Source organism: Adlercreutzia sp. CNCM I-6215 (genome assembly GCF_977072315.1).
This window is the reverse complement of record NZ_CDRVMA010000002.1, coordinates 1-20,982: the sequence shown is the minus strand read 5'-3', so window position 1 is coordinate 20,982 and position 20,982 is coordinate 1. Positions and strand designations below refer to the sequence as shown.

Annotated in this window: 17 protein-coding genes; 14 read left to right on the top strand and 3 right to left on the bottom strand. The window is 61.6% G+C overall.

Annotation, left to right across the window (positions count from 1 at the left end):
• Positions 1-7 precede the first annotated feature (7 nt).
• A complete protein-coding gene (locus ACW4LP_RS01835; RefSeq protein ID WP_114540268.1) occupies positions 8-1,543 on the bottom strand; it encodes a response regulator transcription factor in 1,536 nt (511 codons plus the stop codon).
• Positions 1,544-1,954: 411 nt separating this feature from the next.
• Between ACW4LP_RS01835 and ACW4LP_RS01830 the strand changes: the two genes are divergently transcribed.
• From ACW4LP_RS01830 to ACW4LP_RS01795, 8 genes are all read left to right on the top strand, one after another.
• Positions 1,955-4,735: a molybdopterin-containing oxidoreductase family protein gene (locus ACW4LP_RS01830; RefSeq protein WP_114540269.1), complete on the top strand. Its 2,781-nt coding sequence runs from the start codon at positions 1,955-1,957 to the stop codon at positions 4,733-4,735.
• A 17-nt stretch (positions 4,736-4,752) separates the two neighbouring features.
• Entirely contained in the window at positions 4,753-5,331 is a 579-nt protein-coding gene (locus tag ACW4LP_RS01825; RefSeq protein ID WP_114540270.1) for a 4Fe-4S dicluster domain-containing protein, read from the top strand.
• A gap of 90 nt (positions 5,332-5,421) precedes the next feature.
• Positions 5,422-6,273, top strand: coding sequence for a TorD/DmsD family molecular chaperone (locus ACW4LP_RS01820; protein ID WP_161127855.1), 852 nt, complete (start codon positions 5,422-5,424; stop codon positions 6,271-6,273).
• Between the two features lie 127 nt (positions 6,274-6,400).
• Positions 6,401-6,697 (top strand): nucleotidyltransferase family protein, encoded by a 297-nt coding sequence (locus ACW4LP_RS01815; protein ID WP_114540272.1) that lies wholly within the window; start codon positions 6,401-6,403, stop codon positions 6,695-6,697.
• Positions 6,694-7,089, top strand: coding sequence for a HepT-like ribonuclease domain-containing protein (locus ACW4LP_RS01810; protein ID WP_114540273.1), 396 nt, complete (start codon positions 6,694-6,696; stop codon positions 7,087-7,089). Before ACW4LP_RS01815 ends, ACW4LP_RS01810 begins: the two co-directional genes overlap by 4 nt.
• A 162-nt stretch (positions 7,090-7,251) precedes the next feature.
• The gene (prfA, locus tag ACW4LP_RS01805) at positions 7,252-8,325 is read left to right on the top strand and encodes a peptide chain release factor 1 (RefSeq protein WP_241520733.1); all 1,074 of its coding nucleotides are present in this window, start codon (positions 7,252-7,254) and stop codon (positions 8,323-8,325) included.
• A gap of 171 nt (positions 8,326-8,496) precedes the next feature.
• Positions 8,497-9,606: a N5-glutamine methyltransferase family protein gene (locus ACW4LP_RS01800; protein WP_114540274.1), complete on the top strand. Its 1,110-nt coding sequence runs from the start codon at positions 8,497-8,499 to the stop codon at positions 9,604-9,606.
• Positions 9,607-9,620: 14 nt separating this feature from the next.
• Positions 9,621-10,451, top strand: coding sequence for a purine-nucleoside phosphorylase (locus ACW4LP_RS01795; RefSeq protein WP_114540275.1), 831 nt, complete (start codon positions 9,621-9,623; stop codon positions 10,449-10,451).
• Positions 10,452-10,625: 174 nt separating this feature from the next.
• Here ACW4LP_RS01795 and ACW4LP_RS01790 read toward each other — a convergent pair whose 3' ends face one another.
• Both ACW4LP_RS01790 and ACW4LP_RS01785 read right to left on the bottom strand, forming a co-directional pair.
• Positions 10,626-11,186, bottom strand: coding sequence for a gamma carbonic anhydrase family protein (locus ACW4LP_RS01790; protein WP_114540276.1), 561 nt, complete (start codon positions 11,184-11,186; stop codon positions 10,626-10,628).
• 69 nt (positions 11,187-11,255) lie between these two features.
• Complete coding sequence (locus tag ACW4LP_RS01785) at positions 11,256-12,281, bottom strand: cysteine peptidase family C39 domain-containing protein (RefSeq protein WP_181815505.1); 1,026 nt, start codon at positions 12,279-12,281, stop codon at positions 11,256-11,258.
• A gap of 510 nt (positions 12,282-12,791) precedes the next feature.
• Between ACW4LP_RS01785 and ilvD the strand changes: the two genes are divergently transcribed.
• The 6 genes from ilvD to ACW4LP_RS01755 all read left to right on the top strand — a co-directional run bounded on the left by ilvD (position 12,792) and on the right by ACW4LP_RS01755 (position 20,454).
• The gene (gene ilvD / locus ACW4LP_RS01780; RefSeq protein WP_114540278.1) at positions 12,792-14,462 is read left to right on the top strand and encodes a dihydroxy-acid dehydratase; all 1,671 of its coding nucleotides are present in this window, start codon (positions 12,792-12,794) and stop codon (positions 14,460-14,462) included.
• Entirely contained in the window at positions 14,459-16,555 is a 2,097-nt protein-coding gene (gene ilvB, locus ACW4LP_RS01775; protein WP_455803411.1) for a biosynthetic-type acetolactate synthase large subunit, read from the top strand. Before ilvD ends, ilvB begins: the two co-directional genes overlap by 4 nt.
• Positions 16,552-17,034, top strand: a complete 483-nt coding sequence (ilvN, locus tag ACW4LP_RS01770) for an acetolactate synthase small subunit (protein WP_022739987.1) — start codon at positions 16,552-16,554, stop codon at positions 17,032-17,034. The genes ilvB and ilvN overlap by 4 nt, the downstream gene beginning before the upstream one ends.
• Positions 17,035-17,072: 38 nt before the next feature.
• Positions 17,073-18,068: a ketol-acid reductoisomerase gene (gene ilvC / locus ACW4LP_RS01765; protein ID WP_114540279.1), complete on the top strand. Its 996-nt coding sequence runs from the start codon at positions 17,073-17,075 to the stop codon at positions 18,066-18,068.
• A gap of 262 nt (positions 18,069-18,330) precedes the next feature.
• The gene (gene tatA, locus ACW4LP_RS01760; protein ID WP_455803410.1) at positions 18,331-18,600 is read left to right on the top strand and encodes a twin-arginine translocase TatA/TatE family subunit; all 270 of its coding nucleotides are present in this window, start codon (positions 18,331-18,333) and stop codon (positions 18,598-18,600) included.
• A 96-nt stretch (positions 18,601-18,696) separates the two neighbouring features.
• Entirely contained in the window at positions 18,697-20,454 is a 1,758-nt protein-coding gene (locus ACW4LP_RS01755) for an AAA family ATPase (RefSeq protein WP_181815506.1), read from the top strand.
• The last annotated feature ends 528 nt before the right edge of the window (positions 20,455-20,982 follow it).

The window sequence follows — 20,982 nt, the reverse complement described above, 5'->3', positions numbered from 1 at the left end:
CTTTGATTTACCTTGGTTTCGGGGGCTTTTGTGGCGATCGATCTTTGACATAGTCCGTCGAGGACCGGACTATGTCAATTAACTCCTGCTTCTTATGAATGCCCATCTTCGCATAGAGCCGCTTGCAATGAGTTTGCACGGTGCCGGTGGATATGACTAAACTTTCGGCGATGGCAGGGACGGTGTTCCCTCTGGCGAGCAGTTCTAATACCTCGGCTTCACGCGCCGTGAGACGAAAACGAGCTGCTGTATTGGCGCACTGTTTCGCAAGCCTGTCCCAATAGGGGTTGCTGGAGGCGTCCCGAGAATTGGTTGAAACGATCAGGCAAGAATCGGAATCGGGGACATGGCTAAGGGCGATAAACTCTGCATTCGTGAATGCTGTCGTCTTCGAATCGAGATCGCCCCGTACTAAATAGAAAACGAGTGACGTGACGAACATGGCCGATAGAGCGATGACGAACCCATGCGATTGTCCGAAGAAGGCATAGGTCTTCAGTATCGAGCTGAAGCCATAACCGAGAAGCTGTATAACGTTGACAATGCCGAAATAGAATCCAAACATAAACAAAGGACTTACTCCATCTCTCTTGCACGTTTGGCAACACTGCACCATTCCTATGGATACCAGAAGAGAAAAGATTCCATACGCGATGCCGTAAGTGATCTGAGGGAGCGCTGTGGCGAATAGCGGAATGGCGGCAAATAGGCAGAGCAGGAACGGAAAGAGCGAGCGGAACACCTGTATGACATTGAAAGAGAAGGAGCGGCGCTGCCATAGCGCCATGATGGCCAAGGACGCTGCAAGCATTCCGAGCAGTGGCGCATAAGTCAATATTCCATTTAAGGTGCTATTGCTACTTGTAAACGCCGATCTTAAAACCGTGTACAGGAAGGCAAGTGAGCCGATGCACAAAGCGCTTTTCCATGACAAGACCATGACATTGAGATAGGTGCGCCGATGGTCGAGCGGGCGCTCGGCGTACATCGGCGCGCTCCAGTCCATCGAACGGTAGCAACGGGTCAAAGCGACGGCCGCAACAAGCAATATCACCGCACGCAGCCCCATCGTTTGGCTGCTGCTCGATATAAGGCCTAGCAAAGCAAAGAGCAGAACGGGAAGTCCGCGACCGACCAGTATGTCGGCGATGCACTGGTCGTCGTCCTCGCTGGCAAAGTATTGTTCCCACAATAGGTAGAGCAGGGGCGCGCCAATGTTGTTCGCTATCGTGCCCGCAACGTTTGCCTCAATGGGGATTTCGAATCCGCATTGCCGGAAGAGAACGATGGCCATGTTCGCATATATGAGACCGAGCGCCCCGAAGGCAACTGGGCCCTTTGCGGATGCAGGAGCGAAGAAGCCTATGAACATGCATAGGATCCATGTCAAGCAGTAGGTCAAAGGACTTATAAGCTCCATGAGCAAATGGGGCAAACCGCTTTCAGCATTCGGAACAAAAGGATGCCATTCGGCCATAGAGTTGGCAGCAATGATGAGAGCAAAGCTGAAAGAAGCTTCGGTGATGTACTTGATGCGTTTCAACGGGATCCTCCTCTGAAGCTATCCTAGCACGAAAGGGATCAGCAAGAGATTGCGCAAAGTGTCTGAAAGACGTCACGAAGGGCAATATCCCATGTTTCACGAGACGCGATTTACCTCGAGGTATCCAATTTCATGGCCGGCTGCCCTCCTGTTTCGATTTAGCATGACCAACCAGTTCGGTGCTGTCGGATACGAGCAAATCGTTCGAGTGGCGCATCGGGAGATACCGCTTTGAGTCTCAAATCCCCTCCCTTCTCCTTTTATTGCCCTGAAGCGTGCTGTGCGCCGACGGCTCCGAACCTTGATCAAGGCCGGGCGCTCATTCACGATGCGGCGGCCGCAAGAGAGAGGAGATCGTTTGCTCGAAGATGTTTTGCCGGGAAAGTCAATGTGCGAATAGGAGGAGGATCAATGTCGTCAAAAAGTAGTACCAGCGTCAGCCGTCGCAGCTTCTTGCGTAGCGGAGCCACGGCGGCCGCATTGGCCGCGGCAGGTGCGGCCTTCGGCTGCGCGCCAAGTGGTTCAGAAAGCTTATCCGCGACGGGAGAAAAGGCAGATGTCGCCGATTTGAACGAGCATGTCGTCGAATCGGATACGGCGATCCTAGAAGGCCGGGGCCGTTGGCAGGGCGCTCCTTGCCCCAAGGGCTGCTCTCTCACGTGTTCTCCGTGCCAGTATGTGGTCGACAACGTCCCCGTGCGGGGGAAGGTCGTTGACTATTTTGAAGAGGATGACTGCAACCGCCAGCTGAGGAGCTGCCACGCTTACAAGGTCGCTCGAGAGTGGATATACAGCCCCAGCCGCATCAAGTATCCCATGAAGCGCAAGGGATGGCAGCCTGGCGGCGGAGAGAATTCGAACGGCCAGATGCGTGGCAAAGACGAATGGGAGCGCATCAGTTGGGATGAGGCGCTCGACCTCTGCGCCTCGGAGATTAAACGTATATATGAAACCTATGGTCCCACATGCACCATCAGCTTTATCAGCATGGGCGGCTCGATTCAGAATGTTCTGAACCTCATGGGTGGTTACGTGGAGATCAACGACACTATTTCCTGTGGAACATGGCAGGCGGATACGAGTTGGTGGGGCCTGCCCTTTTACGGAAACTACATGGGCGACGACCCCCAGGATTGGGTATATGCCGACTATTTCGTTCTCGCGTCCTCGGATCCCGTGTTTACCGCGAACGCCTCCGGCGCTTATCTGACGGCTGCGAAAGAAGCGGGAGCGAAATTCGTCTATGTGGGGCCCTGCTACAACCAGGGTGCTACTCAACTTGAAGCGCGGTGGATCCCGGTTCGTCCCGGAACTGATACAGCGTTTTGGAACGGTGTCGCCTACGAGATGGTGAAGCTGGACGAGAGCGCGGGCGATGTCATCGATTGGGAGTTCCTTGCCAAGTACACCAAGGGCTTCACGATGGACAACATGCCCGACGACGCCAAACTCCAGGAATGTTACCAAGGATATCTGTTGGGAGAGTACGACGACACGCCCAAAACAGCGGCGTGGGCCAGCCTCATTTGCGGTGCACCTGAGCAGGACATCAAGGACATGGCCGCGATCATGAGCAAGCAGAACAACGTAATTTTGGCGACGGGCACAGCTGCGGCGCGTTGCACCGGTGTGGAGAACTATCCCCAGGTGATCTATACCATCGGGCTCATGGGCGGCCATATGGGCAAGCAGGGCAATGCCGTGTTCTACAACCTGACAGCGATGAACTACGTCACTAAAGCCTACACTGGGGCACGCGGTCGCGCGGCGTCTTCGATTCAGAACCCCCTGAAGTTCGAGGCCGAGCCAGGAGTCAATCTCGCGGGCATCCCCTCGGTTGGGCGCAACTTGATCGCTGCGCCGCTGCATTGGCGCAACATGCTTGAGGGGAAGTACACCTCTTACGGTGCCCATTCCCAGCAGGAATCGCCGAATCCCTATAACAGTGGCGTTGAGCACGACATCAACGTCAAATTCATCTGGAACGGATGCCGCAACTTCCTCTCGATGAGCATCGATTTGTTCAACGCGGTGAAAGTGTACAGGAACTGTGAGTTCGTTCTCACCAACGCCGTTTATGCGTCCACGGTCGCGCGATTCAGCGATATCGTGCTGCCGGTTCCTTCCAAATGGGAGGGCAGCTTCGACCATGCGGAGTATGCGTGGCCGAGCGGCACCGTCAATCGTTACTATGGCGTCGACTTCGTATCTGCCAACTATCCCGTGTGCGAGCCCATGTGGGAGTGCCACTCGGACGATTGGATATCCAGGGAGATAGGTGCGCGCCTGGGTTTCGATCCCGACGAGATTGTTGCAACGGATGCCATCCAGAGCTATTTCAATTGCATGGCCGGTGGTGTCGCGACAGATGAGGATGGGACCGAGCACACGCTGCTGACGATTACTCAAGACACCATCGATCGTCACGGCGTCGAACTAGAGCCCCAAGAGGGTGAGGTCGATTTCGAGGAATTCGTCGAGCACGGCGGTTACCAATATCCTCGCTCGAAGGACGATGCCTACGCGAAGCGCTATTGCTATCAGGACTTTATCGATGACCCCGCCGCGAATCCTCTTCCTTCGGCAAGTGGCCTGTGGGAGATTTATAGTCAGCTGAAAGCGGACAATTTCAATACGCCCGACTTCGTCGATCCTGAAACACCGATGAAGCCCTACCCCAACTACTACGAGCCTACGATAGGGTACGAAAAGACGTTCAGCGATTGGGACAAGCAGATCAAGGGCGATTATCCCTATCAGTTCTTCACTTTCCATCCGGCCCGTGGCAGCCACTCCGACAACTGGAGCCTTGTCGGCAAGGAGCTGTATCCCCACAGCCTTTACATCAATCCAGTCGATGCTCAGAAGGAGGGGTTGGAGGAAGGCGATACGGCTCGTATCTGGAATCCTGATGGCGGATGCATTTTGCGACGCGTCACGTTGATGGAGGGGGTCATGCCCGGTTGCCTGGGCCTGGCGGAGAGCGCTGGCAACCTCGATCTCGACGAGTCGGATCCGGAGCATTGGATCGACCGCGGCGGTTCTGCCAATGTCCTTACCCCTGCAGTTCGTAGCAATTACATGCCCGGATTGTCCGGCTACAACAACGGTATCGTCAATATTGAGAAGTACGAGGGAGAGCCCGTGCCGCCCGATTGCGAGCGCGATATCTTCCAGATTGAGGAACAGTAAGGAAAGGAGGGCTGGAAATGAGTCTGGGATTCTACTTTGATATGACGCGTTGCTCCGGATGCGCCGCGTGCCGCACGGCGTGTCAAGATCGTTTCGACCTCTTCGAGGTCGGGTTCGCTCCTCGCAGGGTGCATCGCTATCAAACGGGCACTTTTCCTTCGGTGGCCGGGTACGTCACAAGCGTTTCTTGCAACCATTGCGAGAAACCGGCATGTGTCGAAAATTGTCCGACGGGAGCTATGTTCAAGAACAAGGACGGCCTTGTGCTGCATGACGATGATGTGTGCATCAGCTGTCAAACGTGCCTGAACGTATGCCCCTATGGCGCACCTCAGTACATCGAGGCAGAAAACCTCGTTGTGAAGTGCGATACCTGCAACGCTCTGCGGGAAGGCGGATACTTGCCGGTGTGCGTGGACGCATGTCCCTATCGCGCATTAGAGTTCGGTGACTTGAATGAACTGCGTTTAGCCCATGGCGACGATTTGGTTCAGGAGGTGTCGGTGCTTCCCAGCGCTGACGTGACGGGACCCAATCTGCTGATTAAGTCGCGTGAAGCTGCCCTCGAGAGCGGTTATCGCGAGGTGACCTACTAATAGTCGCGGACGCGGGGCGTCTTTATGCCCCGCGTCTCTCTGTCGAGAGCGAGTTATTTGATGTTCGGTATGAGTGAGGCAGGAGGTGCCATGACGGAAGAAATGGACTCTTGCGAAAAGATACTATCTGCAAGGGCGTATCTCTATCTGCTGTTCCACAAGCTTTACGGTGGTGAGCCGACTGAAGAGTTGATGGAAGCGCTTGGCGGCTCTGATACTTCGGAGGCCTTGTGCATTTACGCCCAAGAGGACGAGACGATCGAAAAATGCCAGGGCTTTCTTGAGAGACTGTGTCGCGAGCTGGCAGATGATGAGAGGCGGCAACGCTTTCTCGGGCTATGCGGTGACGAGTACGTCGCAATCTTCTACGGGTTTCCGAAGGCGCTTGTGGTTCCGTCTGAGTCTTTCTATCGCTCTGGCGATCATTCCCTGCTTTCGGAAGTGACATTAGCCGTTCGGGACTTTTACCGTCGGTTCAATGTTCTTCCTGCGCGCTATCCGCGAACGCCGGACGACCATATTGCGCTAGAAATGGCCTTCATGTCGTGTCTTGCCCGAGATGCCATGGAGGCATTCGATAAGCGAGATTGGCGCGAGCTCGTGACGCTTCTGCAGGCGCAAGCGAAGTTCGCCGACGATCATCTGCTTGCATGGATCCCCTCATTTGCGGCAGAAGTGCGTAAAATGAGCGATCCTTGCCTTTACCCGCAGCTGATCAAGACTACTGAGGCATTTGTTTCGACGGACCGTCAGTGCTTGAACAACATCGCGCTCTGGCTTGCCGAGGAAGTGGCTCCGACGGATAGAGATGCGCCCTTGGGTGGCACGGATGGCAACGCAGCGGTCTCATCCCATGAAGATGGGACAGGGGCATTGGATCGCTTGGAATCTTTGCGCTTGCCGCATCTGGAGGACAACGAGCTTGTGCCAACCACCGCATAAATAGCTGCAAGCATCATCTTAAAGAGAGGGACGGAATGGCCTCCGTCCCTCTCTTTGGTTCGGAGATGTTACGTCCCAAGTATTCTTATCTGCTAAAATGGGGCTCAAGCGAAAGGAGGATGTTTCGATGGAAACGGGTTTGCTCACAACAGATCAAATTCGCTCGTGGGTCATACCCTTGCTTGAGAAGTACGATATGTGCTCGGCAAGCCTGTTCGGGTCCTATGCTCGCGATGAAGCAGATGCGTCCTCCGACATCGACATCTTGCTTGTAGGGAACCCGGGTTTCAGGCCCCTCAATGTGTTTGGCGTGGCAGAGGATCTTCATCGGCTTTCGGGCAAAAAAGTCGATGTGTTCGAGCTCTCTGAACTCGATGCCGGCCCTTTCCGCGACGCTGTTCTGAGGGATGCGGTGCTCTTATGAAAACCGACCGCTATCGTCTGAAACGCATCGTAGCCGTCGGGGATCAGCTTCTCAACGTGATCTCCCTACGCGATCTAACTCCTGAAACGCTGCTCTCGGACATCCAAATGCAATGGATGGTGACAACGCCTCTCTACAACATCGGTGAACAGGCTAATTGCATCTCTCGCGAGTTTGCCGATGCCCATCCAGAGGTTCCGTTCGCGCAAATTGCCGGATTGCGTCATCGGCTTGTTCATGATTATGAAGGAATCAACTGGTCGATCATCTCCTCTGTTTTGTTCGATGAGCTGGAGACGTTTGTGGCTCAAGCGCGAGATCTTATTGCCGAGCTGGACGAGGGGGAGAGTGGTCCCCAGGAAGCTGATTTCGACGAAGACGTTACCAGCTAAATCGCGACATTGGCTGCTGGTTGCAATTTGACTGCCGAAGAGCTGTCGGGGCGTTACGCTGGAACGGGAAGGGCTGGCCCTTTCGGTCCCTTCTGCTACAATGCGAAGTTGCGCCTTTAAGGCGTTTTCTAACCCACACCGTTTCACGCAAAGGAAGCACCCATGCAGGAAACTGATATGAAAGAGAAGCTCCAGAAGATCATCGAGGCTTATGACGAGCTGCAGGCCAAGATGGGCGATCCGGCAGTGCTCGCCGATCAGAAGGAGTACAACCGGCTCGCCAAGGAATACGCCTCCCAAGGTCCGCTCGCCAAGAAGGCAGCCGAGTACGTGGCGGCCATGGACGATTTGGAAGCGGCCAAGGAGATGCTCTCCGACGCCGACATGAAGGAGTTCGCCCAGGAGGAGATCGCCTCCATCGAGGGCCGGTTGCCCCAGCTGGAGGAGGACATCAAGTTCATGCTCATCCCGGCCGATCCGGCCGACGAAAAGGACATCATCGTGGAGATCCGCGCGGCGGCCGGCGGCGACGAGGCCGCCATTTTCGCCGGCGACCTCTACAAGATGTACGAGCGCTTCGCCGCTGCCCAGGGCTGGAAGACCGAGACCATGGACGCCTCGCCCTCCGAGGCCGGCGGCTTCAAGGAGATCCAGTTCAAGGTGAAGGGCGATCACGTGTACTCGGTCATGAAGTTCGAGTCCGGCGTGCACCGCGTGCAGCGCGTGCCCAAGACCGAGTCCCAGGGGCGCATCCACACCTCCACGGCCACCGTGGCCGTCCTTCCCGAGGCCGACGAGGTGGAAGTGGAGATCAACGAGGGCGACCTGCGCATCGACGTGTACCGCGCCGGCGGCCCGGGTGGCCAGTGCGTGAATACGACCGACTCCGCCGTGCGCATCACGCACCTGCCCACGGGTCTCGTGGTGCAGTCCCAGGACCAGAAGTCGCAGCTGCAGAACAAGATCGCTGCTATGGCCGTGCTGCGCGCCCGCCTCTACGAGAAGATGCTCGCCGAGCAGCAGGCCGCCGAGGGCGCCGAGCGCGTGGCGCAGATCGGCTCCGGCGACCGCTCCGAGAAGATCCGCACCTACAACGGGCCGCAGGACCGCGTGACCGACCACCGCATCGGGTTCAACTCCACCTACAACGGGGTGCTTCTGGGCGACAACCTGGGGGACGTGATCACGGCTTTGCAGGCCGCCGACCGCGCGCAAAAGCTGGAAGCTGCTGTTTAGCCTCAACCTGACGGCGCGGCCAGGAGGCGACGGCACCGTGCTCAAACAGCATTCAATGGCAGGGCTTGCAAAGGGTTGCGGCTTTCACGGATGCCATTGAATGAACTGCGCGCGGCACCATCGCCTCCTGTCCGCGCCTGACTTCTACACTACTGAAAGGCCGTTAACCCGATGTCTGAATGGACGATAAAGAAAGCGCTGGAATGGACTGAAGGGTACCTGGCCGACAAAGGGGATGAGAATCCCCGGCTCTCGGCGCAGTGGCTGCTCTCCGAGGCCTGTGGGCTCTCGCGCACCCAGCTGTTCATCAATTTCGACCGGCCGCTCTCGGAGGACGAGCGGGGAGTGCTGCGCGGCTATGTGCGGCGGCGCGGCGCGGGTGAGCCCCTGCAGTACATCACCGGGGAAGTGGCCTTTCGGCACATCACCGTGAAGGTGCGCCCCGGCGTGCTCATCCCGCGGCCCGAGACCGAGGTGCTTGTGAGCGAAGTGCTTGCGGCGCTGCCGACGCCCGGCCCCCGCGACGTGGCGTGGAACCCCGAGGCCGCCGAGCAGGAGCGCGAGGCTGTCGCCGCCGTGAAGAAGGCCCTGGAGGAGGCGGGGGAATCTGCTTCCCTCTCCGTAGGGGGCGACCTCGGTCGCCCCTCGGCTGCGAATGACGACGACGCTGATGCGGCAGCCGAACCGAGTGGTGCTGCGGAGGACTCCTCCGTAGGGGGCGACCTCGGTCGCCCCTCGTCTGCAGGCATGGATGAGACTCGCAAAAGCCTTCTCGTGGCCGACCTGTGCACGGGATCCGGTTGCATCGCCTGCTCGCTGGCCTACGAGCACCCGGATGTGCGGGTTATCGCCACGGATGTCGCGCCGGAGGCGGTGGCGCTCGCCAAGGAAAACACCGAGGCCTTGGGGCTTGCCGACCGCGTGGCCGTGCTGCAGTGCTCGCTGGGCTCCGGCATCGGCGAGAAGCGCATGGGCACCTTCGACGCCGTGGTCTCCAACCCGCCCTATGTGCCCACCGCCGTTATGGCTGGCATTCCGCGCGAGGTGGCCGATTTCGAGCCGACGCTCGCCCTGAACGGGGGCGCCGACGGGCTCGATCTGTTCCGGCCGCTCGCCCAGTGGGCCGCCCGGGCCCTGAAGCCTGGCGGCGTGCTCGCCTGCGAGCTGTACGAGGGGCACATGGACGCCGCCCGTGCCGTGGCCGAGCAAGCGGGATTCGTCGACGTGCATATCGTGGACGATCTGACGGGAAGACCCCGCGTACTGGTGGCGAAACGCTAGGAAGGATATTCTCTATGGCTCTGGAAAACCTGAGGGGGACGCTGGATGAGGCCCAGGCGGTGATGGAGGAGCGCCTGGGCGCTTTCCGGCCGGAAGTCGGGTTAATTTTGGGATCGGGGCTCGGTCCTCTGGCCGAGCGCATCGCCGATCCCGTCTTCGTCCCCTTCGGCGAGGTGCCCGGCATGGGCGTCTCCACGGCCAACGGGCATGTGGGGCGCTTCGTGGCCGGCACGCTCGGGGACAGGCGGGTGCTCGCCATGCAGGGGCGGCTCCACGGCTACGAGGGCTATACCGCCCAAGAGGTCGCCTTCCCCGTGTGGCTGATGGCGGCACTCGGCGCGGACATGCTCATCACTACCAATGCCGCCGGCGCCATCAACGAGGGCTGCCGCGTCGGCGATTTCTGCATCATGACCGACCAGCTGAATTTCACGGGCCGCAACCCCATCACGGGCACCGAGCCCGACGCCATGGCCCCGCGGTTCTTCTCGATGTTGGATGCCTACGACCCGGCCCTGCGCCAGCTGGCCCGGCAGACCGCCGAGGCGCTGGCCATTCCCGTGCAGGAGGGCGTGTACCTGGGCTTGCTCGGCCCCTCCTTCGAGACGCCAGCGGAGATTCGGATGTTCCGCTCTTGGGGCGCCGACACCGTGGCCATGTCCGTATGCGAGGAGGTCATCGCCGCGCGCCATGTGGGCCTTCGTGTGCTCGGCATCTCGCTCGTGAGCAACATGGCCTGCGGGGTGGAGGGCGCGAGTCCCTCCGACGAGGAGGTGCACGAGGTGGCCCAAACAAGAGAAGCCGACTTCTGCCGGCTCATTGAAGGGATACTTCGCGAGATATAGCGCGTTTCGCTCGTGAAAACTAGTGCGAAAGCCCATCTGTAGGGGGGCGACCTCGGTCGCCCCCCCCTGTCGCGAGATGATCGGCGCCAATGCGATAGCCTTTACGGCTTTCGAGCATTAGGGGCTGACCAAGGTCAGCCCCTACGGACTCATCTGGCAGTGCGCCGCCTCTAGCTAGTCCCGCGCGAGGGCGATGGTGCGCGCGTCGGCGGGGATGTCGGCGCCCCAGTAGAGGATGCCCTGCTCGGCCAGGTCGCGGCCGATGACGGCGTAGCCCTCGGCCGCCTCGCGGTTGCCGGCGATTTCCTCCTCGGTCAGCGCCCGGCGCACCTTCGCCGGCACGCCCACCACAAGCGACCCTTCCGGCACCTGCATGCCCTCGGTCACCAGGGCGCCGGCCGCCACGAGCGAGTTCGCGCCGATAACGGCCCCGTTCATGACGACGGCCCCCATGCCCACGAGCACGTTGTCGCCCAGGGTGCAGCCATGCACCACAGCTCCGTGGCCGATGGTCACGCCGCGGCCCACGATGCAGTCCTGGTTGTAATCGAGATGCAGGCAGCTGTTCTCCTGCACGTTGGAGCCCTCGCCCACGACGATGCGGCTGCCGTAATCGCCGCGCAGCGTGGCATTGAACAGGATCGTGGCATCTTTGGCCACTTCCACATGGCCCACCAATGTGGCGTTGGGGGCGATGTGCGATTCGGGATGCACGGTAACTTGACGATAATCCATAGGGCTTCCTTTCGAAGGGGCTGTTCCCTTCCACTTTAGCCCATAGCCGTCGGCTCTCCTAGGGACAAATCACGCCTCATGCACCGTGAAAGCGAGCGCGGCGGCGTCGGTGATGTCGTCGAAGGCCCAGCTCTTGGCCGAGCGGCTCGGGCTCGTCGGGTCGTGCAGCACGATGCGGGAGTCCTTGTCGATGTCGTCGAGCACCACCACCGAGGTTGTCGGCGCGAAGGTGCCGGGCTGGGTGACGACGAGCACGGGCACATTCGAGACGATGGCGCGCCGCAGCGTCTGCGCGTCAACTTCCACCGGCTCGACGGCCAGGCCGAACGCGGAGCCGGCCTGTTGCAGGAACGAGGCGACGGTGTCGGTGCCGGCGGCGGTCAGGTCGTGATCGGTGGCCCATTGGGCGAACGCGACGGGGGTGTACTCGGTGTCACCGGTCGCGGCCACGTAAGCCATGGCCAGCGCCACGGGAGCAGCCCCGGTGGAAGCCAACGTGGCCTGGCCGTAGGGGACGTCGGCCCAAGAGGCGTCGTTCTGGTACAGGGAGGGCACCGTGCCCTGCCCCCACCGGTCCACGGCCGTGCTCTGGGCCGCGCCGGCATCGGCGGTGGCGTAAGGGGAGTCGGCGGCGGCGGGAGCCGGAAGGAGCCACCAGTAGACCAGAAGCGCTACGAGAAGCAGCACCAAGGCGGCGGCGACGCCGAAGATGGCCAGGCGCAATCCTTGGTGGGCCCGCATCATGGGAAGGAGGCCCCGGGCCTTCAGCTCGGAGAACTCCGGATGGTTCGAGGCGTAGGCGCGGAAGGCGTGCAACGAAGGTGTGAGCATGGGGTGCTCGGCGCGCTCGGTCAGCCCGAGGGTGACCGGATCGGGCACGAAGTTGCCCGCGGCAGCGGGGCGCGGGTGCAGGGAAGCGGCGCGGACGGCCCGTGTCGGTTGCTCGGCACCTTGCGACCGAACGGGAACGGTGCTTCGGGGGTCGCCGATGATGGAAGGGCGGCGGGAGCGAGACCTCGGCTTTGCTGCGGAGGCGCCCGAGGGGACGGCCCCGGTAGTTGCCAGCTTGCGACGATGGACGGTAGCGGTGCTCATGGCCGTATCCTCTCCTGAATAGACGTTTCCCTTTCCTGAACAGTCTACGGAATGGCCGGTCAGCTTCCATGACGGACCGTCAAACGTCACAGCGGCGCGGCCCATTTGTCACCGCCCGTGCCCGTTTCGTCAGATTCCCGTAGAAATATGAGCGAAAAGCCTTGCGATTGATCGCAGGAGTGCTAAACTCCCGAGCCAAGTTAATACCGATGAAATGCGTTGACGAGGAAAAGTAGGGGCGAACCCATCTGAAGAGAGCCTGCGGTTGGTGCGAGCAGGCGGTGGGCGACCCGAACAGCCACCTCTGAGCAGTTCGGTGCGAACGACCTTTCGGTTGACAGGCTTACCGCCGGGCCGAAGGGGGCAAGTAGCGTCGGACCGGCGACACCGTTATCTGTCGTAGAGCCTCCCTGTGCGCGTCGTCGCACGGCTGTCTCGTTTTCCGGCCCGGTGCATCTTGCAGCGGGTTTTTGTGTATTTGGAGACGCAGCGCGAGAGGAAGCGAGGCCTATGGAACTGAGGAGCGACCAGATCAAGCGAGGGGTGGCGCGCGCGCCGCACCGCAGCCTGCTCAAAGCGGACGGCATCACCGACGAGGAGATGGACCGCCCCTTCATCGCGGTGCTGAGCTCGCGCAACGACGTCATTCCCGGGCACACCCACTTGGACAAGATCGCCGAGGCCGTGAAGGCCGGCATCTATATGGCCGGTGGCGTCCCCTTCGAAATTTCCACCATCGGCGTGTGCGACGGTATCGCCATGAACCATGAGGGCATGCACTACTCGCTCGTATCGCGCGAGGTCATCGCCGATTCCGTGGAATGCGCCGTCATGGGGCACGCCTTCGATGGCCTGGTGTGCATCCCGAACTGCGACAAGATCGTTCCCGGCATGATCTTGGGCGCGCTGCGGGCGAACGTGCCGACGGTGTTCGTCTCCGGCGGCCCCATGCTTCCCGGCACGGGCCCGGACGGGGAGGGCTCCACCGATCTGAACACGCTCTTCGACGGGGCGGGGAAGGTGGCGGCCGGCACCATGACCGCAGACGAGCTGGCCGCCCTCGAGGACACGGCCTGCCCCACCTGCGGCAGCTGCTCGGGCATGTTCACGGCGAACTCCATGAACTGCCTGTGCGAGGCGCTCGGCATCGCGCTTCCGGGCAACGGCACCGTGCCGGCCGTCTACTCCGAGCGGATTCGTCTGGCCAAGCGCGCGGGCATGAAGGTGATGGAACTGCTCCGCGATAACGTGCGCATCAAGGACATTCTGAATGCGGCGGCCGTGCGCAACGCCATGGAATGCGACATGGCCTTCGGCGGCTCCACGAACACGGTGCTGCACCTGACGGCCATCGCGAACGCAGCGGGATGCCCCATCACCATGGCCGACTGGGACGCAGCCAGCGCGCGCACGCCGCACTTGGTGAAGCTCGCGCCCTCCGGCCCGCGCCCGCTCATCGACCTGTACCGTGCCGGCGGCGTGCCGGCGGTCATGGGGGAGCTGGGGCGGTTGGGGCTGCTGGACGAGAGCGCGCTCACCTGCATGGGGCCTCTGCCCGAGTACCTGGCGAGATGCTGCCCCCCGGGCGACGGCGAGGTGTGCCGCACGGGCGAGAACCCCTATTCCGCCCAGGGCGCCCTCAAGGTGCTCTACGGCAACCTGGCGCCCGACGGCTCGGTGGTGAAGAAGGCGGCGGTGGATCCGTCCATGTTATGCCACACCGGGCCGGCCCGCGTGTTCGATTCGGAAGAGACGGCCTGCGCGGCCATCAACGGCGGCGCGATCGTCCCGGGAGATGTGGTGGTCATCCGCTACGAGGGGCCGGCCGGAGGCCCGGGCATGCGCGAGATGCTCGCGCCCACCTCGGCCATCTGCGGCATGGGGCTTTCCACCTCGGTGGCCCTGATCACCGACGGGCGCTTCTCCGGCGCCACCAAGGGGCCGGCCGTGGGGCACGTGAGCCCCGAGGCGGCGGCCGGCGGCCCCATCGCCCTCATCTGCGAGGGCGATTCCGTCACCGTGGACATCGAGGGCGGCGCGCTGACGCTGAACGTGAGCGACGAGGAGCTCGCGCGCCGGCGCGCGGCGTGGGAGCCACCGGCGCCCAAGCACGATGCGGGCGTGTTGGCCAAGTACGCGAAACTGGTAACTTCTGCTGACAAGGGGGCGATCATCCTGTGAGCGATATCAACGACAGCACTGCAGCCGCAAGCGCGGCAACGCCGGCCGAGGGCAAGCCGACAACGCCGGTCCGGCGCAACGCCGCCACCCAAGGCGCGCCCCGGGGTGCGGGCTCGCGCACGGCCAAGCAGGGCCGCACCATGCTTGGCGCCGAGGCCGTCGTCGCCAGCCTCGAGGCCGAGGGGGTGACGACGGTGTTCGGCTACCCGGGCGGCCAGGCCATCAAGCTCTACGACGCGCTGTACGACTCCGACCAGATCACCCACGTGCTCGCCCGCCACGAGCAGGGGGCCGTGCACATGGCCGACGGCTACGCCCGCTCCACCGGGCGCGCCGGCGTGGCCATCGTCACCTCGGGGCCGGGCGCCACGAACACGGTGACCGGCATCGCCACGGCCTACATGGACTCCGTGCCCCTCGTCGTCATCACCGGCCAGGTGGGCCGGGGGGTCATCGGCACCGACTCGTTCCAAGAGTCCGACATCGTGGGCATCACGATGCCCGTGGTCAAGCACTCCTATCTGCTGCAATCCACCGACGAGCTCACCCGCACCATCCGCGAGGCCTTCCACATCGCCGTCACGGGGCGCCCAGGCCCCGTGCTTATCGACATCCCGAGCGACGTGGCTGGCGAGACCATGGTGTTCGAGTACCCGGATGCGGTGAACCTGCCCTCCTACAAGCCCACCTACCGCGGCAACGCCAAGCAGATTCGCGCCGCCTGCCGCCTTCTGGAAGAGGCGGAACAACCTCTGCTCTACGTCGGCGGCGGCGTCATTTCATCAGAGGCGACCGACGAGATTGTGGCCCTCATGGACAAGATGCGCATTCCCGCCGTCGTCACCCTCATGGGCAAGGGCGGCGTGCCCGCGAGCCATCCGCTGAATTTGGGGCCGGTGGGCATGCACGGGGCGAAGTACTCGAACATGGCCATGACCGAGGCCGACCTCATCATCGTCGCCGGCGCGCGCTTTTCCGACCGGGTCACCGGGCGCGTCACCGAGTTCGCCCCCAACGCGAAGATCGTGCACATCGACATCGACCCGGCGGAGATCGGGAAGATCCGCGATGCCGATGTGCCCATTGTGGGCGACTTGAAGGGCATCATCGCCGGCATGCTCGAGGTGCTCGAGAAGGACGGCGCCACCCCGCGCGACGACCAGTGGATCGCCGATATCGACGCGTGGCGCGCCCGCTACCCGTTCTACCACCCGAACATGGCCGAGAACGAGGAGAGCGACGAGATCGTCCCCGAGCTCGTTATCGCCGAGCTGGGACGCCAGCTGGATCCGGCGGCCTCCATCGTCACCACCGAGGTGGGCCAGCACCAGATGTGGGCGCACCAGTTCCTGCCCCGGGAGTTCCCGCGCACCTTCCTCTCCTCAGGGGGTCTGGGCACCATGGGCTTCGGTTTCCCGGCCGCCATCGGAGCGGCGGTGGCGAACCCCGATGCCACGGTGGTCTGCATCGCCGGCGACGGGTCGTTCCAGATGAACTCCCAGGAAATGGCCACGGCCGCCATCAACGGCGTGCCCGTGAAGGTCATGATCCTGGACAACCGCTGCCTCGGCATGGTCCACCAATGGCAGAAGCTGTTCTACGACAAGCGCTATTCTCAGACGCTGCTTGCGCCCGTGCCCGACTTCGTGAAGCTGGCGGAGGCCTACGGCTGGGAGGGCGAGCGCGTGGAGGCGCCCGGCGAGGTCGCTGCTGCTATCGAGCGCATGCTGGCCGCAGCGGGGCCCTACCTTTTGGACGTGGCCATTTCTCCCGATCAGAACGTCTATCCCATGGTGGCGCCGGGGGCGGCCTTGGGCGACGTCATGGGGGCGATCGACGTGGCCGTGGGCGCCGTGCGCACCGATGTGCCCGCCGCCCCGGGTTCTCTGCGGGCCCGGGCGGCCGCGGCCGGCGCGGCGGCCGCCACCTCTCCCTGCGCCAAGCTGGACGCCCAGTTCGGCGGCCGCTGGGAGATAGACCCCGAGGACACGGGCGCCCGTTTGGGTCAGGACGGCTCCACCGTGGACGTGCGCCCCGAAGACTGGAAGACCCTGTTCCGCGACGGCGACGAAGAGAAGGGGGGCGCGCGATGAAGCACGTTCTGTCTGTCCTGGTTGAGAACCGCCCCGGCGTGCTGTCCCGTGTGACAGGCCTCATCTCCCGGCGCGGCTTCAACATCGAATCGCTGTCCGTGGGCCCCACCGAAGACCCCACCCTCTCGCGCGTCACCGCCATCGTGCTCGCCGACGACGTGGCCTACGAGCAAATCACCAAGCAGCTGCACAAGCTCATCAGCGTGCACAAGATCACCGACCTCACCGATGAGGGCGCCATCGAGCGCGAGCTGGTGCTGTTCAAGGTGAATGCCGCGCCCGAGCGCCGCAGTGAGATCATCGAGATCGCCAACATCTTCCGCGCGAAGATCGTGGACGTGGGCAAAAGCTCGCTCACCATCGAGGCCACCGGCGACGACGCGAAGCTTCGGGGCCTTGAGGATCTGCTGCGCGCCTACGGCATCAAGGAAACTGTCCGCACCGGCAAAGTAGCCCTCTCCCGCAGCTCGCGCGATTAGGAAATAGAAAAGGCAACAAGAGAAAGGAACCAAAACCCATGGCCGTCACCATCTACTACGAACAGGACTGCAACCCCGACATCATCAAGGACAAGAAGATCGCCATCATCGGCTACGGATCCCAGGGTCATGCCCACGCGCTGAACCTCAAGGACTCCGGCTGCGACGTGCGCGTGGGCCTGCGCGAGGGCTCGCGCTCCATCGAGGCCGCCGAGGAGGCCGGCCTGCGCGTCACCGACATGGCCACGGCCGCCGAGGAGGCCGACCTCATCATGGTGCTCGTGCCCGACGAGCTGCAGCCCGAGGTGTACGAGACCTACATCGCCCCGCACTTGAAGACCGGCGACACCCTCGCTTTCGCCCACGGCTTCAACGTCCACTACGGCTACATCACCCCGCCTGAGGACGTGAACGTCATTATGTGCGCGCCGAAGGGCCCCGGTCACATCGTGCGCCGCCAGTACACCGAGGGCTCCGGCGTGCCGGACCTCATCTGCGTGGCCCAGGATGCCACGGGCGACGCGTGGGATATCGCGCTGTCCTACGCCTGGGGCGTGGGCGGTGCGCGCGCCGGCGTCATCAAGGCCACCTTCGCCCAGGAGACCGAGGAGGACCTCTTCGGCGAGCAGGCCGTGCTCTGCGGCGGCCTGGTGGAGCTGGTGAAGGCCGGCTTCGAGACCTTGGTGGACGCGGGCTATCCGCCGGAGCTCGCCTACTTCGAGTGCTACCACGAGATGAAGATGATCGTCGACCTCATGTACGAGAGCGGCATCCACTTCATGAACTACTCCATCTCCAACACCGCCGAGTACGGCGAGTACTACGCGGGCCCGAAGGTCATCAACGAGCAGAGCCGCGAGGCCATGCGAGAGATTCTGGCCCGCATCCAGGACGGCACCTTCGCCGAGGAGTTCGTCGCCGACTGCAAGAACGGCCATGCGTGGCTCATCGAGCAGCGCGAGGCCATCAACAGCCACGAGATCGAAAAGACCGGCGAGCGCATCCGCGGCATGTTCAGCTGGATCCACGAGTAGGAAAAATCTCCCATAGTTGTTCCGTAGGGGCTGACCTCGGTCAGCCCTTTTTTGCGTAAGCTTCTGACCAGCGAAAACGAGCTTTGTCACGTAAAGGTGTGACAGGGAAATTTCTTCGCCACGTGACAAAATCACGAGTCTGCGTGATAGGCAGGAGGCTTGGAAGGGGGCATAGTGGGCGGCGTCGAAACGAAAAAAACGGTGAAGCGCGGCGCAAGGAGTGTCCCGGCCGGCTTCGAAGCAAAGAAGGAGATTACCCACTATGAAGATTCTCGGACTGGGCGTGCCTGAGCTCGTTATCATCCTCGTTGTCGTGCTGCTCATCTTCGGGCCGAAGAACCTCCCCAAACTCGGCGCCTCCCTCGGCAAGACCGTGAAGAGCCTGCGCGAGGGCATGGCCTTCGATAAGAAGGACGACGAAGAGGTCGAGGAGATCATCGAGATCGTCGAGGACGAGCCCGAGGTCGCCTACGCCACTGCCGGCGAGGCCGAGGTGAAGACGGTCAAGAAGATCGTCAAGAAGAAGGCCTAGGGAAACCCCGTATACCTGATGGATAAGGGAGCCGCATCGTCGGCCCCTTTCTTTTGCGCTAGAATGGCCCTAGTGGAAACGAGAAAGGGCAGCGCCATGGCTGAAGAAGGAATCTTGCACGACGGCATCTACCGCGTGGGCGATGTGCGCGTATCCGACCTCGCCGGTCGCAAGCGGCTGCCCATCGGCGACAGCGTGTTCGAGAGCGTGGTGGGCAACAAGGTCTACATCGACAAGTCGATGCTCATCGCCGATGTGCTCGACAGCGGGGCCGTGGCGACGCTGTTCTGCCGGCCCCGTCGTTTCGGCAAGTCGCTCAACCTGAGCATGCTCCAGCGCTTCCTGGAGATCCCCAACCCGAACGACATCGGCTCGGGGCATGCGGAGCGGCTCTTCCGGGGCCTTGAGATCTGGGAGGCCGACGGGGGAGCCTATCGCCGCCACTGCGAGGCTTATCCCGTGATCCGTTTCTCGTTCAACAATATGAAGAGCCCGAGCTGGCGGGAATTCGAGTCAGCTATTCGGGCTAATCTGGGACTTGAATGCAGACGGCACGGGTATCTTGCAGAAAGTGAAGCGCTAAGCGACTACGAGATAGAGCTTTTCGAGTGTTTGGCGCGAGGCGAGGCATCCGAAGGAGAATTGAGTTCCTCCCTCCTTTTCCTCACGCAAGTTCTGATGAAGCACCACGATTCGCCGGTGGTCGTGCTCATCGACGAGTACGATGCTCCGGTCATGGCCGGTTACACCAACGGCTATTACCGGGAGATCGTGGATTTTCTCAAGAGCTGGCTCACTGGGGCGCTGAAAGATAATTCTGCTTTGTTCGCCGCCGTGCTCACCGGCGTGCAGCGCGTCACCAAGGAGTCGATCTTCTCGGATCTGAACAGTTTGGACGTCAACACTTCCCTGAACGTGGCCTCTGACGAGCGCTATGGCTTTACCCAGGCCGATGTGGAGGCGCTCGCGAGCTACCTCGGTCGAGAAGATGGAGTGCCTGCGGCCAAGGAGTGGTACGATGGCTACCGTTTCGGCAATCTCGAGGTGTACAACCCCTGGAGCCTGTTGAACTACTTCAGCCGTGGATGCGCCGTGGATATCTACTGGGGCAACACTTCCAGCAACAGCGTGCTGGGGGACGCCCTGCGCGCCTCCGACGGACGCACCTTTTCCCAAGTGCTCGCCTTGGCCGAGCCGGGAGGCGTTGTGGACGCGGCGCTCGATCTGGGCGTGGTCTTTCCCGATGTGGGCATTCGGCCCGAGGCGCTCTGGTCGATGCTGTACCTGTCGGGCTACCTCACCACCGACGACGTGGCATTCCCCGGGGACTCCGAGTATATGCGGCGCCTCCGCATTCCCAACCGCGAGGTGGGGCGCCTCTACCGCAAGGAGATCGTCGACCGCTTCGCCGAGATGGCGGGCAACCGCGACTATTTGCGGGATATGCACCGGGCGCTGGTGACTGGGAACGCGGAAGTGCTGGAATCGGAGCTTGAGCGCGTGTTGGCGAACTCGGCGAGCTTCTTCGATCTTGTGCGCGAGAACAGTTACCACATGCTGATGCTGGGCCTCCTGTTCGGCGTGCCCGGCTACGCCAATCCGCTCTCCAACCGAGAAGCGGGCGACGGCCGTCCCGATATCGTGGTGAATCCTGAACGGCCGGACTCTCCCGTTATCGTCGTAGAGGTAAAGCACGCGAAAGATGCAGACAAAAAGACGCTCGAAGCGCTGGCGGCAGAAGCCCTCGTCCAAATTGCCGACCGCGGATATATCGATGCTGGGGTTCCTTCGGTGCGCTGGGGTGTTGCCTTCTCCGGTAAGCACGCCCGCGCCGTAGCGGAAATGCGCAACTAAAAATTCTCGAAGTTGTCCCGTAGGGGCTGACCTTGGTCAGCCTTTTTGTCATGCGCATCTTCCGTAGCTCCGACCAGGTATTTCAGAAACGGTGAATTGGCACTGTTTCCCAGGCAGAATCCATGCAAATGCGTGAATGTTGAACGAAGCCGCCTGCAGGATTCGTTCATATGCGTTGATCCTGCAAGTGGTAGTTGGGTGACGGCTTGGAAAAGTCAATCAGTCGAAATCGCTCGTTTTCCTTGTGGCGTCGTCTGTGGACCACAGTCGGAAAGGCCAGGGCGATATCTGATGCGAGAAACTAGAAGATCAACAGATATGTTGGCTTCCGTTATCATTCGTCTGCGTCAAAGTAAGACGCAACTATACTAAAATACGACATGTCATTAGAAGTATTGAATCTTGCGTGACTCTGAAAACACGTAAGATTGCGTACGGTACGCCTGAGCGGTGACTGTTCCACGCTACGCCGATGATGTATGTCCACAGCGCCGATGCCTGTTCCATGCAGCGCCGATAATCGGGAGG